General features: G+C 33.9%; 19 protein-coding genes. 13 read left to right on the forward strand and 6 right to left on the reverse strand.

Translation table 11 applies throughout. From position 1 onward, the window contains the following. Positions 1-59: 59 nt before the first annotated feature. The 3 genes from B5X55_RS16410 to B5X55_RS16420 all read left to right on the forward strand — a co-directional run bounded on the left by B5X55_RS16410 (position 60) and on the right by B5X55_RS16420 (position 3727). Positions 60-710, forward strand: a complete 651-nt coding sequence (locus B5X55_RS16410) for an alpha/beta fold hydrolase (RefSeq protein ID WP_234999769.1) — start codon at positions 60-62, stop codon at positions 708-710. 141 nt (positions 711-851) lie between these two features. Further along, positions 852-2744, forward strand: coding sequence for a phosphoglycerate dehydrogenase (serA, locus tag B5X55_RS16415; RefSeq protein ID WP_079513880.1), 1893 nt, complete (start codon positions 852-854; stop codon positions 2742-2744). Positions 2745-2932: 188 nt separating this feature from the next. Continuing rightward, on the forward strand, positions 2933-3727 hold the full coding sequence (locus tag B5X55_RS16420; RefSeq protein ID WP_159447560.1) for a type IV pili methyl-accepting chemotaxis transducer N-terminal domain-containing protein: 795 nt from the start codon (positions 2933-2935) through the stop codon (positions 3725-3727). 28 nt (positions 3728-3755) lie between these two features. Here the strand turns inward: B5X55_RS16420 and rlmH are convergent, their stop codons facing one another. Beyond that, the gene (gene rlmH, locus B5X55_RS16425) at positions 3756-4229 is read right to left on the reverse strand and encodes a 23S rRNA (pseudouridine(1915)-N(3))-methyltransferase RlmH (RefSeq protein WP_079513884.1); all 474 of its coding nucleotides are present in this window, start codon (positions 4227-4229) and stop codon (positions 3756-3758) included. A 66-nt stretch (positions 4230-4295) separates the two neighbouring features. On the opposite strand from rlmH, the gene nadC reads away from it, so the two are divergent. From nadC to priA, 4 genes are read left to right on the forward strand one after another with little or no spacing between them, the layout of a single operon-like run. After that, entirely contained in the window at positions 4296-5153 is an 858-nt protein-coding gene (nadC, locus tag B5X55_RS16430; RefSeq protein WP_079513893.1) for a carboxylating nicotinate-nucleotide diphosphorylase, read from the forward strand. After that, entirely contained in the window at positions 5154-6122 is a 969-nt protein-coding gene (locus B5X55_RS16435; RefSeq protein ID WP_079513895.1) for a YihY/virulence factor BrkB family protein, read from the forward strand. Beyond that, entirely contained in the window at positions 6119-6559 is a 441-nt protein-coding gene (locus B5X55_RS16440; protein WP_079513897.1) for a DUF2147 domain-containing protein, read from the forward strand. Before B5X55_RS16435 ends, B5X55_RS16440 begins: the two co-directional genes overlap by 4 nt. A gap of 2 nt (positions 6560-6561) precedes the next feature. Then, on the forward strand, positions 6562-9018 hold the full coding sequence (gene priA / locus B5X55_RS16445) for a replication restart helicase PriA (RefSeq protein WP_079513899.1): 2457 nt from the start codon (positions 6562-6564) through the stop codon (positions 9016-9018). Between the two features lie 53 nt (positions 9019-9071). Here the strand turns inward: priA and B5X55_RS16450 are convergent, their stop codons facing one another. Further along, complete coding sequence (locus B5X55_RS16450) at positions 9072-9764, reverse strand: LytR/AlgR family response regulator transcription factor (RefSeq protein WP_027067302.1); 693 nt, start codon at positions 9762-9764, stop codon at positions 9072-9074. Positions 9765-9992: 228 nt separating this feature from the next. Between B5X55_RS16450 and rpsF the strand changes: the two genes are divergently transcribed. The 5 genes from rpsF to hisS all read left to right on the forward strand — a co-directional run bounded on the left by rpsF (position 9993) and on the right by hisS (position 13179). After that, complete coding sequence (gene rpsF, locus B5X55_RS16455; protein ID WP_079513901.1) at positions 9993-10337, forward strand: 30S ribosomal protein S6; 345 nt, start codon at positions 9993-9995, stop codon at positions 10335-10337. Positions 10338-10342: 5 nt separating this feature from the next. Beyond that, the gene (gene rpsR, locus B5X55_RS16460; RefSeq protein WP_027067300.1) at positions 10343-10639 is read left to right on the forward strand and encodes a 30S ribosomal protein S18; all 297 of its coding nucleotides are present in this window, start codon (positions 10343-10345) and stop codon (positions 10637-10639) included. Between the two features lie 13 nt (positions 10640-10652). After that, complete coding sequence (gene rplI / locus B5X55_RS16465) at positions 10653-11105, forward strand: 50S ribosomal protein L9 (RefSeq protein ID WP_079513903.1); 453 nt, start codon at positions 10653-10655, stop codon at positions 11103-11105. A gap of 136 nt (positions 11106-11241) precedes the next feature. Next, positions 11242-11718, forward strand: coding sequence for a DUF6495 family protein (locus B5X55_RS16470; protein WP_079513905.1), 477 nt, complete (start codon positions 11242-11244; stop codon positions 11716-11718). Positions 11719-11799: 81 nt separating this feature from the next. Next, positions 11800-13179 (forward strand): histidine--tRNA ligase, encoded by a 1380-nt coding sequence (gene hisS / locus B5X55_RS16475; protein ID WP_079513907.1) that lies wholly within the window; start codon positions 11800-11802, stop codon positions 13177-13179. Here hisS and B5X55_RS16480 read toward each other — a convergent pair. Beyond that, entirely contained in the window at positions 13171-13719 is a 549-nt protein-coding gene (locus B5X55_RS16480; protein WP_079513909.1) for an NUDIX hydrolase, read from the reverse strand. The two genes, hisS and B5X55_RS16480, sit on opposite strands and share 9 nt — an antisense overlap. A gap of 47 nt (positions 13720-13766) precedes the next feature. Then, positions 13767-14858, reverse strand: coding sequence for a M42 family metallopeptidase (locus tag B5X55_RS16485; RefSeq protein WP_079513911.1), 1092 nt, complete (start codon positions 14856-14858; stop codon positions 13767-13769). A gap of 104 nt (positions 14859-14962) precedes the next feature. Here B5X55_RS16485 and B5X55_RS16490 point away from each other — a divergent pair, with 104 nt between their 5' ends. After that, positions 14963-15652, forward strand: a complete 690-nt coding sequence (locus B5X55_RS16490) for a DUF4294 domain-containing protein (protein WP_079513913.1) — start codon at positions 14963-14965, stop codon at positions 15650-15652. On the opposite strand, the gene B5X55_RS16495 is transcribed toward B5X55_RS16490, so the two are convergent. Further along, positions 15649-15888: a DUF6095 family protein gene (locus B5X55_RS16495; RefSeq protein ID WP_079513915.1), complete on the reverse strand. Its 240-nt coding sequence runs from the start codon at positions 15886-15888 to the stop codon at positions 15649-15651. The genes B5X55_RS16490 and B5X55_RS16495 overlap by 4 nt on opposite strands. After that, positions 15875-16792 carry a DUF4249 domain-containing protein gene (locus tag B5X55_RS16500; protein ID WP_079513917.1) on the reverse strand — a complete coding sequence of 306 codons (918 nt, stop codon included), beginning with the start codon at positions 16790-16792 and terminating at the stop codon, positions 15875-15877. The genes B5X55_RS16495 and B5X55_RS16500 overlap by 14 nt, the downstream gene beginning before the upstream one ends. Position 16793 lies beyond the last annotated feature (1 nt).

Raw genomic sequence — 16793 nt, forward strand, 5'->3', positions numbered from 1 at the left:
AGACTTTCGATGGTATAAATATTGTTTATAATGATGCAGGAACGGGTGAACCGGTATTATTGATTCACGGTTTTATAAATTCAAGAAAATCATGGGATAACACACAATTGAAAAAAGATTTACTTGATAGAGGATATCGAGTTATTGTGCCTGATTTACGAGGTAATGGTGATTCAGGCAAGCCACAAGAAGAAAAAGCATATAAAAATGATGCAGAAGTCAAAGATTTAAAGTTACTAATGGGTCATTTAAATATTAAAAGTTATAAGGCTGTTGGGTATTCTAGAGGTAGTATTGTTTTAGCAAAACTATTGACTACAGATAAGCGAATAGAAAAAGCGGTTTTAGGTGGCATGGGTATAGACTTTACGAATCCGCAGTGGGATAGGAGAATTTTATTTGCAAAAGCCTTTGATGGTGACATAAATGATGAGACTAAAGGAGCTGTAGCATATGCTAAATCGATATATGCAGATTTGCGTTCGCTGCATCTACAGCAAAAATATCAACCTGTAACTTCAAAAAAGAATTTAGGAAAAACTAAGATTGATGTCATGGTAATTTGTGGGTATGAAGATACGGATAATGGAGATGCAAAACAGTTAAGTGATACTTTTGCAAACGGAATACTAGTTAGAGTGCCAGGAGATCATAATGCTACTTATAAAACAGCACCTTTTTCTGACGAGGTACTCCGGTTTTTAAACTAATTCTAATGGCATTTGATTGTTTTACATCATAACCAATCATTTTTGTTTTATTTACGAGATAACATTTATCAGGATAAATTAAATTTTTACTTTTGCTCCTTATTTTAATCGCAAGAACACTAAATAAAACAAAAGGTAGAAATGGTCGAAGTGAGTAGGAAATACGTTTTTGATTTTGATAGTACGTTAACTAGGGTAGAGGCCTTAGATGTGCTTGCGGAAATGACCTTAAAAGGAAAGTCAGACAAAGATGAAATTATAAAGGAAATTCAAAAAATCACTAATCTAGGTATAGATGGGGATATTTCTTTTACCGAATCTTTAGAACGCAGAATTAAACTTTTACATGCCAAGAAAGATGATTTAGAAGGCCTTGTAAAAGAACTTCGAAGTAAAATATCGAAGTCTATAGAATCTAATAAAGAATTCTTTGAGAAATACGCTGATGATATTTATGTAATATCTTGTGGTTTTAAAGAATTTATAGATCCAATAGTTAAAGAATATAATATTCCATCGGATCGCGTGTATGCAAATACATTTAAGTTCGACCAAGAAGGAAATATCATCGGTTTCGATGAGAATAATGTATTATCTCAGCATAATGGCAAGATTGATTGTCTTAGGCAAATGGACTTGGATGGAGAGGTTCAAGTAATAGGAGATGGTTACAGTGATTATGTAATGCGCGAAGCAGGTATAGCACATAAGTTTTTTGCTTATACTGAAAACGTGCATAGAGAAAAAGCCGCAAATAATGCGGATTATGTTACACCAAGTTTAGATGAATTTTTATTTGTGAACAAGTTGCCAAGAAATATCTCGTACCCGAAAAATAGGATTAAGGTCCTACTATTAGAAAACGTGCACACCGCTGCATTTGAAAATCTTTCTGAAGATGGGTTTTCCGTTGAATTAATAAAGAACAGTTTGTCTGAAGATGAGCTAATTGAAAAAATAAAAGGCGTACACGTTTTAGGTATACGTTCAAAAACACAAGTAACACAAAAGGTTTTGGACGCTGCCGACAAACTTTTAGTAGTAGGTGCATTCTGTATTGGAACAACTCAGATTGATTTGGAGAATGCTAAGAAAAAAGGCGTTGTAGTTTTTAATGCGCCTTACAGCAATACAAGATCAGTTGTAGAATTGGCGATAGGTGAGATTATTATGCTTATGCGTAGTGTATTTGACCGTAGCAGGGAGATTCACGAAGGTCAATGGCAAAAAACAGCTGCAGGATCACGTGAGGTGCGTGGTAAAAATTTAGGTATAGTTGGTTATGGTAATATTGGTAAGCAATTATCTGTATTGGCTGAAGCTATGGGTATGCGAGTATATTATTATGATGTCGATGATAAATTGGCACTAGGTAATGCGGTAAAATGTGGCACACTAGAAGATTTATTGAACGTTTCAGATGTAGTTACTTTACACATCGATGATAATAAAGCAAATAAGAACTTTATTGGTAATCGTGAAATAAATCAAATGAAAAAGGGTGCTATGCTAATTAACCTTTCAAGAGGTTTTGTGGTTGATATAGAAGCACTTGCTGAAGGTTTAAAAAGCGGACATATTGGTGGCGCAGCAATTGATGTATATCCTGATGAGCCTGCAAGTAATGGAGAGTTTCATACTAAATTACAAGGGTTCGCTAATGTGATTTTGACACCACACGTCGGTGGTAGTACAGAAGAAGCACAACGTGATATCGCAGACTTTGTTCCGAATAAGATTATGGACTATATCAACACTGGTAATACTGTTGATGCTGTGAACTTCCCGAATATTCGTTTGCCGAAGCAGAATAAAGCCCACCGTTTTCTTCATATTCATAAAAACGTTCCTGGTATTATGGCTAAAATCAATAAGGTTTTGGCAGAGTACGAGTTAAATATATCAAGTCAATATCTTTCTACTGATAATGAAGTTGGTTATGTAATTACGGACTTGGATAAAGAGTATAATAAAGATGTTTTAAAAGCTTTGAAAAAGGTAGAAAACACTATTAAGTTTAGAGTATTGTACTAGTAGTGTTTTTTTAGAAAATCTCGATTCAAAAATTAGGTCTTAAATACTTTAGAGTTTGCAACTAGACTAGTGTTATTTGTGCGTACGCAATGGTTTAAGTTGTAATCACAACATTAGTCTTTTTGCTTCTAATTATAATTGTATTTTCGATATTGTAGGAAATGTCTTTAATAATGTTAGAAGCTTTTTTGAAAAAAATTAAGGGTTTTAATAACTATTACTTGTTAGTTATTACGGTTATAGTGTTGACCATTGCAATACAATCTATCATTCAATTTTCTTTAGCCCAACAAAGGCACGATGCTCTAAGAATTAATATTGCCGGTAGACAGCGAATGTTTTCTCAAATGATTGTCAAATATATATATCAATGTAGATATTCAACATGTGACTATGGTAAAATGCGATTGGTGCTTAATAAGTTAGCTTCAACAAATGATGCATTACAAGAAGGCAATGAAGTAATGGGTTTAGAGCCTTTAGATGATGAAATTATTCAGCGAAATTTCATCAAATTACAACCACATTTAAATTATATTCTGTCAAGTTTAGACAATTTCAATACCTTAGATAAGGTCTCTATAGAGAATTTGACTACCGAGGCTGATGAGTATCTATTGATTATGGATGTTATTGTAAATCAGTTTCAAAAAGCATCTGAGGAGAACATCAAAGCATTAATGATTATTGAATTAGAACTTGCTGTATTTTCTTTAGTAATACTTATTCTAGAAATATTCTTCTTTATAAATCCTTCCATAAAAAAAATAACAAGTCAGAATAAAAAGTTAAAAGAGATTTCTTGGCATCAAACCCACGCATTCAATTCTCATATGGCTAATATTAAAAACTTTCATCGTGTGTTAGGAATAGAGAAAAATGTTGAACATAAAGAAGAGATGATAACCTTTTTGATGGAAGAGCTCAATGAATTAGAGCAAGTTTCGAACAATATGGTTAAATCTTTAGAAAAGGAACAATAATAGTAATTAGGCCTATTCTAAAATAATTTTAATTGTGATGGTATGGCTCGTTTTTTAGTATGGTGTACCCTCTATAAATCTGTTCTGTTATAAATAATCGTACCATTTGATGTGAAAAAGTCATTTTAGAAAGACTTATTTTTCCTGAAGCCTTATTGTATACTTCATTACTAAAACCATAAGGTCCGCCAATTAAGAAAACTAATTGTTTAATTCCAGAATTCATTTTCTTTTGAAGATATTGCGAGAATTCTATTGAAGTATACTGTTTTCCCTTTTCATCAAAAAGAATTAAAGCATCTGTTGGTGATAATTTTTTAAGGATTAGTTCACCTTCCTTATTTTTTTGCTGTTCCTCAGATAGATTTTTGGTTTTCCTTAAATCAGGAATTATCTCAATTTCAAAATTAATATAATGTTGCAATCGTTTTTGATAAACGTCAATAAGCTCTTGTAGTTCAGAACTATCTGTTTTGCCAATGGCTAAAAGTTTTATAGTCATATTTCAAAAGTAAATCAATTTCGCAAATGTCTTTGTAATTTAGCAATACAATAGATTCTATAGAATATGATTTCAGAAGAACAGTTTAAAGAAGAGATTACATTAATCATAGCAAATGCCGTTCGTGAAGATGTTGGTGATGGTGACCACAGCTCCTTGGCATGTATACCAGATACTGCCGTCGGTAAAGCAAAATTGTTGGTAAAAGATGAAGGTATTATTGCTGGGGTAGATTTTGCTGAATTAGTATTTTATTTTGTAGATCCCAACTTAAAAATTGATGTTCTTATAAAAGATGGTTCTCCAGTAAATCATGGTGATATAGTTTTTTATGTAGAAGGTAGTTCTCAAAGTATTTTAAAAGCAGAACGTTTAGTTTTAAATGCTATGCAGCGCATGAGTGCAATAGCTGCAAAAACAAATATGTTTGTGAATTTGCTAGAAGGCACCGGTACAAAAATTTTAGACACTCGTAAAACAACACCAGGTATTAGAGCTTTAGAAAAATGGGCAGTGAAAATTGGAGGAGGTGAAAATCATAGATTCGCTCTCTATGATATGATTATGCTAAAGGATAATCATATTGATTTTGCAGGCGGAATAACAAAAGCAATTGATAAGACTAAAGATTACTTGAAAGAAACCGGAAGGGATTTAAAGATTATTGTTGAGGCAAGAAATTTAGAGGAGATAAAAGAAATTTTAAAATCTGATGGAGTTTACCGTATTTTAATTGATAACTTCGATTATAATGATACGAAGGAAGCTGTTAGGTTAATAGGGGATACCTGCCTCACAGAATCATCAGGTGGTATTAATGAAAAGACAATAAGGGAATATGCAAATTGCGGGGTGAACTATATATCATCTGGTGCATTAACACATTCTGTTTACAATATGGATTTGAGTTTAAAAGCAGTGTAGATGTCATTAGAGGTTGAGGAAAAGCTAGAAAAAATCCCCATAATAAATTGGGGTGTCAGGCTTTTGAAAAAGGTCAAATTACCTGGTCTTGAGGGACTTTCGGTATATGATCTGTTAGAGATGTATGTGTTTGGTATTTTAAGAGGTACATTATCCACGCGAGCTAGTGCCATTGCTTTTAGCTTGTTTATGGCGTTATTTCCGCTATTAATATTCATGGTTACGTTGGTGCCTTTTTTGGTATCTTATATTAGTATTGAGCATGGTGATTTTGATGTTCAGTTTCGCTTGTTCTTAGAATCTTTTTTACCCAGTGCAACTGGTGATTATTTCGGTGAGGTATTTCAGCAAATAAAAGACCAAAAAAGTGGGGGATTACTATCATCGGCCTTTATACTTTCCATTTTTTTAATGGCTAATGGCGTACATTCTATTTTTGGGGGGTTTGAGACGTCTTATCATATTGAATTGACTCGCAATTTTTTTAAGCAATATTTATACGCTTTAATGGTAGGCCTCATTTTGGCGATTTTAATTATTTTAGGATTTGTAGCTTTTATATATTTTCAGTTTTATGTTCTAGGTTATCTTTCGGAGTTTGCAGCCAAACAGGGCGGATATGTGTTGGAGGAGGAAGAAGTGGTAGGAGTTCAAATTGCCAAAGTACTTTTTTTTATAATTCTTTCTTACTTTACGACTGCAATTTTGTATTATTCAGGAACAAGGGAAGGAAAGCAAGCCAGTTTCTTTTCTATAGGGGCATTGATGACCACTATTTTATTTTTGATAACATCTTATCTTTTTGGGATTTATGTTGAAAAATTTGCTCGGTATAATGAATTATACGGTGCTCTTGGAGGATTATTGATATTAATGGTTTACATCTGGTTAAATTCTAATATATTGCTACTTGGGTTCGAGTTAAATGCATCCTTAAATACCTTAAGAAAAATCACTAAAAAAGAATGATAAATCAAACCGTTCAATTAAGTATTCTACTTTTTCTTTTGCTGTCTATGAATGTTTCTGCACAATCCGTTTTTGGAAAGTGGAAAACCATTGACGACCGCACTGGTTTGCCAAAAGGCGTCATTGAAATTTATAAGAAAGATGGCTTAATGTATGGTAAGGTGGTTAAAATTTTAGAAGAAGGAATGGATGGTGTAACCTGTGCAAAATGTGATGGAGAATTAAAGGATAAGCCTGTTGAAGGCATGGAGATAATTACTGCAGGTAGAAAACACGAAGATGGTGAATGGAAAGGGAAAAGATTGTTTGACCCACAACAAGCGATGACGTTTAGATTCAAAATATGGTTGAACCCAGATAATCAAAATGAATTAAAAGTAAGAGGATATTTAGCATTCATCTTCAGAACCCAGACTTGGTTGCGAGTGGAAGGATAGTTATGGCAAATTTTATTAATGTAATATTACCAATTCCTCTAGAGCGAAGTTTTACTTACAGTATAACAGAGGAGGAAGCAACACTGTTGCAGCCAGGCATGCGCGTTGCGGTACCTTTTGGCAAATCAAAAATATATACAGGCATTGTTCATGGTGTTCATCAAAACCCTCCTGAAGCCTATGAGGCAAAAGAAATTCATCAGCTATTAGATGACTATCCGATTATAAATCCAATACAGCTCAAACACTGGGAATGGATTGCTTCTTATTATATGTGCACATTAGGTGAAGTAGTACGTAGTGCATTACCAAGTGCTTTTTTGTTGGAGAGCGAAACACTAGTTTTACGAAATACAGAATACGAGGTTGATGAAAATGAACTTTTAGATGACGAGTTTTTGGTGTTTGAAGCCCTTCAGCATCAATCAATATTAAAGGTTCAAGAGGTATCGGCAATTATAGAGCGTAAAAACGTTCTACCTATTCTTCAAAGATTATTGGAGAAAAAAATCATAGTTCTTAAAGAAGAGGTTTACGAGCAGTATAGGCCTAAATTAGTTAGGTATGTTAAGTTAGGTGAAGAATACGGTGCAGATGATAAATTAGAAGAACTTCTAAAATCATTGACAAGAGCTCCTAAGCAAAGTCAAGTTGTGCTTACACTTTTTCAATTGCAGGGTAGAAGTCAAAAACCTATAAAAATTTCAGAATTAGAGAAGGCAAGTAATACATCTAAAGCAGTAATAAAGTCATTGGTCGATAAAGGAATCTTAGAAGAATATTTTATCAAAACTGACCGCATCAATTATGATGGAAGTTCTGATGAATCTGAAACCAAAGATTTAAATGAATATCAGAAATCTGCTTTGATAGATATTAAAGCTGCTTTTAAGGAAAAGAAGGTAACGCTATTAAAAGGAGTTACATCGTCTGGGAAGACCGAAGTATATGTAAAGTTGATTGAAGAATGCTTAGAAAAGGGCTTACAAGCACTTTATTTACTTCCTGAAATTGCATTGACCACACAATTAATCAGTCGGTTGCAAGAATATTTTGGTGAGAAAATAGCAGTTTATCATTCTAAGTATAATGTTCAAGAACGTGTAGAGGTTTGGCAAAATGTTTTGCAATCTAAACAAAAGGCACAGTTGGTAATTGGTGCGCGTTCAGCAATGTACTTACCCTTTGGTAAATTGGGTTTAGTTATTGTTGATGAGGAACACGAAAGCTCTTTCAAGCAATTTGATCCAGCACCTAGATATCATGCAAGAGATGCTGCTATTGTTTTAGGTAATTTACATAATGCCAATGTGTTATTAGGCTCAGCAACACCAAGTGTTGAGACGTATAATAATGCTAAAACCGGTAAATACGGTTATACGGAAATTACTAGACGATACGGTAATGTTTTGATGCCAGAGATTGAGTTGGTTGATATAAAAGAGGCTACACGTAAAAAAAGAATGAAAGGGCATTTTTCCGAAAGGCTTTTATTGGAGATGCAAGAAACACTTATAGAAGGCAATCAAATAATACTGTTTCAGAATAGAAGAGGATTTGCACCTTTATTAGAATGTTTAACCTGTGGGCATACGCCTCAATGTCCAAATTGCGATGTCAGCCTTACCTATCATCAATTTAAAAATCAATTACGTTGTCATTATTGTGGTCACCATACTGCATTGCCCGAAAGTTGTTTTGCCTGTGGTAGTCCTGATTTAGACACAAAAGGATTTGGTACTGAACAAATAGAGAAAGAAGTAAAAGGATTGTTCCCAGATGCAAAAGTGGGTCGGATGGATTTGGATACAACACGCGGTAAGCATGGTTATGAAAAGATAATTACTGCATTTGAGCAACAAGAACTTGATATTTTAGTAGGAACACAAATGTTGACCAAAGGCCTAGACTTTAGAAATGTGAATTTAGTAGGGGTAATGAACGCAGACTCACTGTTGAATTTTCCAGATTATCGAGCTCACGAAAGAACATATCAGTTATTGACCCAAGTATCGGGAAGGGCAGGGCGTACTAAAAAAAGAGGGAAAGTTATTATACAGACTTATAATCCATATCATCAAATTTTAAAACAGGTAACTACAAGTGATTATGAGGGTATGTATACAGAACAGTTATATGAACGAGAGCAATTTAAGTATCCGCCTGTAAACAGAATTATCAAGGTTACCTTCAAACATAAAAATTATAATGTTCTAAATGAAGCGGCAGATTGGTTTGCAGGGGCATTACGTTCTAATTTCGGAGGCACTGTATTAGGTCCGGAATATCCACCGGTAGCTCGAATTCGAAATCAGTATTTGAAGCATCTCGTGGTTAAGGTTCAAAAAGTGCAATCTTTAGCTCAAACTAAAGCCAACATTCGACGTATAGAGAAATCATTTAAAGCGGTAGCAATGTATAGAAGTGTTAGAGTTATTTATAACGTAGACCATATATAATAAAAAAGACCGCTAATTAGCGGTCTTTTTTGAAAGTAAAATTATATCATATATTATACGTTACTAAGCGCTTCGGCAAGTTCTGTCTTTTTATTTCTACTTAATGGTATAGATCTACCACTAACTTCAACATTTTTACTGTTGAATTTCTCAACCTTCTCAAGGTTAATGATGTAAGATTTATGTATTCTTAAAAACTTATCTTCTGGCAATTGCTTTTCAAAAGATTTCATTGTTGATAAGATTACGATATTAGCTTCATCAGTTACTAGTTTTATATAGTCACCAAGTGCTTCAATCCACTTAATATCATTTAATATAACCTTTCTTTTCTTAAGGTTACTCTTTACGAAAATATGCTCCTCATCTTCATTTACTCGGTGCAATTGTTCGTAATTAGCAACAGCTCTTTTAACAGATGCGTCAAAACGTGCCATAGTAATCGGTTTATGTAAATAATCCGTTACATCATAGTCAAATGCTTTGAGTGCATAATCTGGTTTCCCGGTAATCAAAATTACCTGAGGACTGTTTTCTAATGATTCGAGTAGGTCGAATCCTGTGATAATTGGCATTTCAACATCAAGAAATATAAGATCTATCTCATGGTTCTTGATTCCATTTTTAGCTTCAATAGCGTTACTGTATTCTGCTACCATAGTTAAATTAGGATGATTGTTTACCAACTTTGCAACGGCCATCCTTTGCATGGATGAATCGTCAACGATGATACTTCTTAACTTCATAAGGGCTGATTTGTGGGGTTAAATCATCGACAAATAACCGAAAAAACATGCTGAACTGCAACAAAAGATGTGAACAATGCACTGTTGATCGTGTATTTGGTAATGATTATATGATTAAGATTTGGTCTATTTTTCATGTTGTTACCATCTAATAACGAAGAATATTCGTATTTCTTATAATTATTTTAAAATAATCTCTATTTTTGCACTCCTTAAAACAAATATAATATGAACCATTACGAAACTGTTTTCATTTTGAATCCCGTTCTATCAGATGTACAGATAGAGGAAACAGTTAAGAAATTCGAGGATTTCTTAATTAACAATGGCGCCAAAATGGTAGCTAAAGAGAATTGGGGGCTAAAGAAATTGGCCTATCCAATCCAAAACAAGAAGAGTGGGTTTTACCACTTGTTCGAATTCACTAACACTGGTGAGGTAGTTACACCTTACGAACAGGAGTTTAGAAGAGATGAACGTGTTATGCGTTTCTTGACCGTTAAATTGGACAAGCACGCTATCTCATGGGCAGAAAGAAGAAGAACAAGAAACAAAAAAACCGCTAAAGCTTAAGTATTATGGCAACATTACAACAACAGGCAAAAGGAAAGAAAGATGGAGAGATCAGGTATCTAACTCCATTGAACATTGAGACCAACACTAAAAAGAAGTATTGTCGTTTTAAAAAGTCCGGTATTAAATACGTAGACTATAAGGATGCAGATTTTTTATTGAAGTTGGTAAACGAGCAAGGTAAATTGTTACCACGACGACTTACAGGAACTTCATTGAAGTATCAAAGAAAAGTAGCCCAAGCGGTAAAAAGAGCTCGTCATTTGGCATTAATGCCATATGTTGCTGATTTATTAAAATAATAAGAAAAGAATCATGGAGCTTATATTAAAAGAAGACGTACAAAATTTAGGTTTTAAAGACGATGTGGTTAATGTTAAGAACGGATACGGAAGAAACTTCCTTATTCCTCAAGGCTTAGCTGCAATGGCTACAATATCTGCTAAAAAAGTTTTAGCTGAAAACTTAAAGCAAAGAGCACATAAAGAGAAAAAAGTTGTTGATGCCGCTAAGAAAACTGAAGAGGGATTAAAAGCTTTAGAATTAAAAATCACTGCTAAGACAGGTGCTGGCGATAAATTATTCGGTTCAGTTACTAACGGTGATTTGGCAGAGGCTTTAGCTAAAGATGGTCATGCAATCGATAAAAAATTCATTAGCATTTTAGGTGGTGCTGTTAAAAGAACTGGCCCTTACAATGCACAAATCAGATTACACCGTGAGGTTATCGTTGATTTTGGATTTGAAGTTATTGCAGAGCAAAAATAATTTTTCAAATTATTAAATATATTAGCCTTTCAGTTTACTGGAGGGCTTTTTTTTGATTTGTCATGAAATGGATCATTACATTACCAATATTAAATTGGCATCTTGCATTTGATCATTATTAAAAGAATATCAACCGATGAAATACACAAGGCTAACAAAAGAACAATTAGAAGAACTACATCAAGAGTTTATTAATTTTTTGGCTACCCAATCTATTACAGGTGATGAATGGGAGTCTGTAAAAAGAGATAAGCCAAAAGTAGCGGAAGAAGAATTAGATGTTTTTAGCGATTTGGTTTGGGAAGGCGTTCTGAATAAGGTTTCTTATTTAGAGAATATTTCAAGTAGTCAAATGCATATGTTTCATTTAACTGAAAAAGAAATGAAGCTTATTTCTGTAAAAGTGATGAACCCAGATTTAGACTTAACAACCAAGGTCGGGTTCGAGTGGTTTAAAAAGAATTGGCAATCAGACTTTGTAGAATACTTGACAGCTTCAAAAGCTTATACCGATGATAAAAATGTCGACAAATTTTTGCTACTTAAACAAGGCGCAGTTATTACTAAAGGAGAATTATACCAGTGGTTCGAAAAGGTAATCGAAACCTCATAGATCAATTCGTTGTTCATATTCTTAATTCCTAATTGTAGTCTTACCTTTTGAAGGCTATATTTGTAGTACAATAAAAAATTAATGGCACAGAAACCATCTATTCCTAAAGGAACACGCGATTTTACACCATCAGAAATTGCAAAGCGTAATTACATTTTTGATACCATCAAGAAAAATTTTCAAACGTATGGTTTCCAACCTATTGAAACTCCTTCATTTGAGAATTCAGAAACGTTGTTGGGTAAATATGGTGAAGAAGGTGACCGTTTGATTTTTAAAATTCTCAATTCAGGAGATTTTATCAGTAAGGTTGATGATGTAACCTATAGTTCTAAAAATTCTACTAGTATAGCCCCTAAAATTACAGAGAAAGCGTTGCGTTATGATTTAACTGTGCCCTTCGCTCGTTATGTGGTAATGCATCAGAACGAGCTAGATTTCCCATTTAAAAGATATCAGATTCAACCCGTATGGCGTGCAGATAGACCTCAAAAGGGTCGTTTTAGAGAGTTTTTTCAATGTGATGCAGATGTAGTAGGTTCAGATTCATTGTTGCAAGAGGTCGAATTGATTCAATTATATGATGGAGTATTTTCTGATTTAAAATTAGAAGGTGCTACCATTAAAATGAATAATAGGAAAATTTTAGCAGGTATAGCTGAAGTTATTGGTGCAAAACATTTGTTAATCGATTTCACGGTAGCCCTAGATAAGTTAGATAAAATAGGCGAGGATGGTGTTAAAAAGGAAATGTTGGCAAAAGGTATTTCTGAAGAAGCTATCGAAAAAGCAGCGCCTTTATTTGAACCTCAAGGCAGTAATGTAGATCAGTTAAATCGTTTAGATAACTTATTAAAAGATTCTGAAGAAGGGCAAAAAGGTTTGGAAGAGCTTCGTTTTATTATGGAGACTATTTCAACATTAGGTTTGCAATCTGCTAAATTGGCTATAGATGTTACCTTAGCTCGTGGACTTAACTACTATACAGGCGCAATTTTTGAAGTTTCAGCTCCAGAAGGAGTAGCTATGGGGTCTATTGGCGGCGGCGGTCGTTACGATGATCTTACTGGTATCTTCGGATTAAAAGACGTAAGTGGAGTAGGAATTTCTTTTGGGTTGGATAGAATCTATCTAGTGCTGGAAGAGTTAAATTTATTTCCTGAGGCTGTCGATAAGTCTTTAGATGTGCTTTGCCTTAACTTTGGGGCTAAAGAAGCGCTAGTGTCTTTAAAACTGGTAACTGAACTTCGTAAGAGAGGTGTAATGTCAGATTTATATCCTTCTGATGTAAAAATCCAGAAACAATTTAAATATGCTAATAATAGAAAGGTGCCTTATGTAATATTGTTAGGTGCTGAAGAATTAGAAAATAACAGTTTTGTGGTGAAATATATGGAGAGTGGTGATCAAATAACTTATGCACTCTCTGAAGTAGACAAATTTGTTGCAACCTTAGCGTAATTGTCTGATTTCATTTAAAATTTTAGTGTAATATTCTATTGAATGTGGCACGTATTGTTTGGCTAACACCTTATCATTTAATTCTTGTTCAAATTGATTGTTCGAAATTAATTTAAGGTCATCTATTTCACTTTTTTGTCTGATAAGTTTTTCCATGGGTATCTTTAGTCTAGACAAAAACGTATGATGAAACTCACAATCAATGAGTTCTTCAGAATGTTTTTGAATGGATTTAAATACACCAATTTTCTTCAGTTCTATACCCGTAATAGCTAAACCAATTTCTTCTTGTACTTCCCTAATTGCCGAATCTATAATTGATTCTCCAGAACCAATATGGCCAGCAACAGAGACATCCCACAAACCAGGATGAGTATCTTTATTAGTAGTTCGTTTTTGTATAAGTAGTTTTCCGTCTTCTGTATAAAACCATATATGAACCGTTGCATGAAAGAGTCCCTTTTTATGGGCTTTAGATTTCATTGCAGTTTTTCCTAACGGTACTCCATCAGCATTTAAAATATCAATAAGCTCGTCCATAGCACTAAAAAATAATCCCTCCGAAAAATTGGAGGGACTGTTATAATTTAATCGAAATAACTGAAGGTTTCCCCTTCTTTAATCGTTAGGAGTGTCTCATATATTAATCGAATAACATTCTCAACATCATCTTTATGAACCATTTCAACAGTAGTATGCATATAACGCAAAGGCAAAGAAATCAATGCCGAAGCAACTCCGCCATTACTATACGCGAAAGCATCGGTATCTGTACCGGTAGCTCTTGATGCCGCCATACGTTGAAAAGGAATTTTATTCTCTTCAGCTGTTTCTAATATACGTTCACGTAATTTGTTTTGTACAGCAGGGGCATAAGAAATTACAGGTCCAGCCCCAATTTCAGTATGTCCTTGTGTTTTTTTCTCAATCATTGGTGTCGTCGTATCATGACAAACATCAGTAATGATAGCAACATTTGGCTTAATGGTTTGGGTAATCATTTCAGCACCACGAAGACCAATTTCCTCTTGAACAGAATTGGTAATATAAAGTCCGAAAGGTAATTTTATTTTATTCTCATGTAATAAACGCGCAACCTCAGCAATCATGAATCCACCGGCACGGTTGTCTATAGCTCTACAAACGAATTTATCTTTATTTAAAACCTGAAATGTATCTGGGTAGGTGATAACACAGCCAACATGAACCCCCATCTTTTCAACTTCAGCTTTATCCTTAGCACCTATATCGATAGTAATATTATCTAGTTTAGGGGCTAATTCTTCTTTTTCTCCTTTACGAGTATGGATTGCTGGCCAGCCAAATACTCCTTTTACAATTCCTTTTTTCGTGTGGATATTTACCCACTTAGAAGGCGCTATTTGATGGTCGCTACCACCATTACGTATCACATAAATCAATCCATTGTCTGTTATATAGTTAACATACCATGAAATTTCATCAGAATGCCCTTCAATAACAACTTTATATTTTGCATCAGGATTTATTACACCAACTGCAGTACCATAAGTATCTGTAATAAAAGTGTCTACATATGGTTTTAGGTAGTCCATCCACAATTTTTGTCCTTCCAATTCATAACCGGTAGGAGCAGCATTATTCAAGTATTTTTCTAAAAAGTCTAGAGACTTTTTAGTAATAATTTTTTTATCAGCCATCAATGTAATTTTAAGATACAAACTTAACAATATTAGCGTTGTATTAATAATAACCTTTTATAATTATCGTTAATTTTGGCAAGACATTTGCTTAACCTATATTAATGAAATATAACTATTTACTCATTTTTTTATTCTTGACTAGTTATTCTATTTGTGCTCAGATAGAAGAACAGGAATTGGATTCTGTATCGGAGAAAATGATAATTATTTCTGGTGATTCTTTACTACAGAATTCTATTGCATTAGAAGAAGCTTATGTTTTTGGAAAGCTAAAGTTTTCATCTTATGATGATAAATTAAGGTACTACATATTACGTAGAAAGACAGAAAAAGTATATCCGTACGCAAAATTGGCCGCAGAAAGGTTGGTAGAACTTAATGATAGTCTTGCCGACATTACGAACAATAGGAAAAGAAAGAAGTATACAAAAAAGATACACAAGTATATTGAAGAAGAATTTTCAGAAGAATTAAAAAAACTTACACGTACAGAAGGTCAAATATTGGTAAAACTAATTTACCGACAAACAGGTACTACTGCATTTGATTTGGTAAAGGACCTTCGTAATGGTTGGCGTGCCTTTTGGTATAATACAACAGCCAAATTCTTTAAGATTAGTATTAAGGAAGAATTTCACCCAGATGTGATTGAAGAAGATTATTTAATTGAAGATATTCTTCAACGTGCATTTTCAAATGGTAAATTAGACCGACAGGCGACGGTATTAGACTATGACTATGATAAATTGTATAATAAGTGGAAGAAAACTACAAAAATACCTAAAAACTAATTCGATTTAGTTTTAACCCCGAACACAGAATTTACAATAGTTTTTATTCCCTTGAATCCCATGAAAATGGCATATGAGGCTAATATAATTCCGAGAATGCATACTGGCCAAAATAGAAAATGCTCTTGATTTTTAAATGCTTGCCATAGTACTAATGGAGCTGTAAACATTAAAACTACAGTAATTCCCAAACGTTTTAGCCCAGTTACGAGCATATCTTTATCAGTTCTTCTCATTATCTATGACTATACTTTTTTTATATTCTTGAACTATGGCAAAATAACCTAGGGCAAAATTAGCGTTACGTGAAACATTGTCTGATACTTCGGAATTATCAATACCAGTAATATTGGTGATATTTCCTCTAACGGTGGCAGCGGGAGTTTGAAAAGGCCCTTGGTCTCCACCGGATTGCACTATTATTTGATTCATATAATTGTAGAACGATTCATCTGCACCAAAAAGGCCTATGTTAATGGTTCTGTCTGTATCCAATTTCAAATCTGAATCATAAAAATAAGAAAACACAAAAGTTTGACCTTGGTAGAATTCATCTTCAGTAACCAAATACTCGTTAAAATCAAAATCTAAAATATAAAAATCGTCACGCTCGCCATTATCCGTAAATGTGACGATAACTTCAGTTTCATCACCAGAAAATAAAGTTTGGTCTCCTTGTTCTAAGGATTCTATAGGAACTGATTTTACATAGGTAGTTGTGGCGAAATAGCGTTCTTCACTTGTTGTAAGAAGTAATTGAAAAACATCACCTTCATTTATATTACTTACCCTAATTCTTTGGTCACTATCAAATGTTGGGTCTGGCACCCATTTACCGCTCCCAGGTTCAAGTTCTGCTAAATTGGAAATACCGCCACCTTCTAAGATTTCTGGAGCATCAGGGTTAGGTGTACCGTAATAGATAACAGCACTTTCTAAAGAAACAATGCTGTTGCTTTCAAAAAAAGAACTACTTTCTGACACCACAATTTCAATAGGTAAATACTCTTGAGTTTCATCTACCCGTATGACGCCATTGACAATAAGCCTAGAATCGTCATTAGGCAGTTCCAAATCAATTACATCTTCACAGGAAACAGTAAAAAATAGGGTTGATAATATTAATATAAAACGTGTCATC

The sequence above is a fragment of the Maribacter arcticus genome, from assembly GCF_900167935.1.
Classification (GTDB): domain Bacteria; phylum Bacteroidota; class Bacteroidia; order Flavobacteriales; family Flavobacteriaceae; genus Maribacter; species Maribacter arcticus.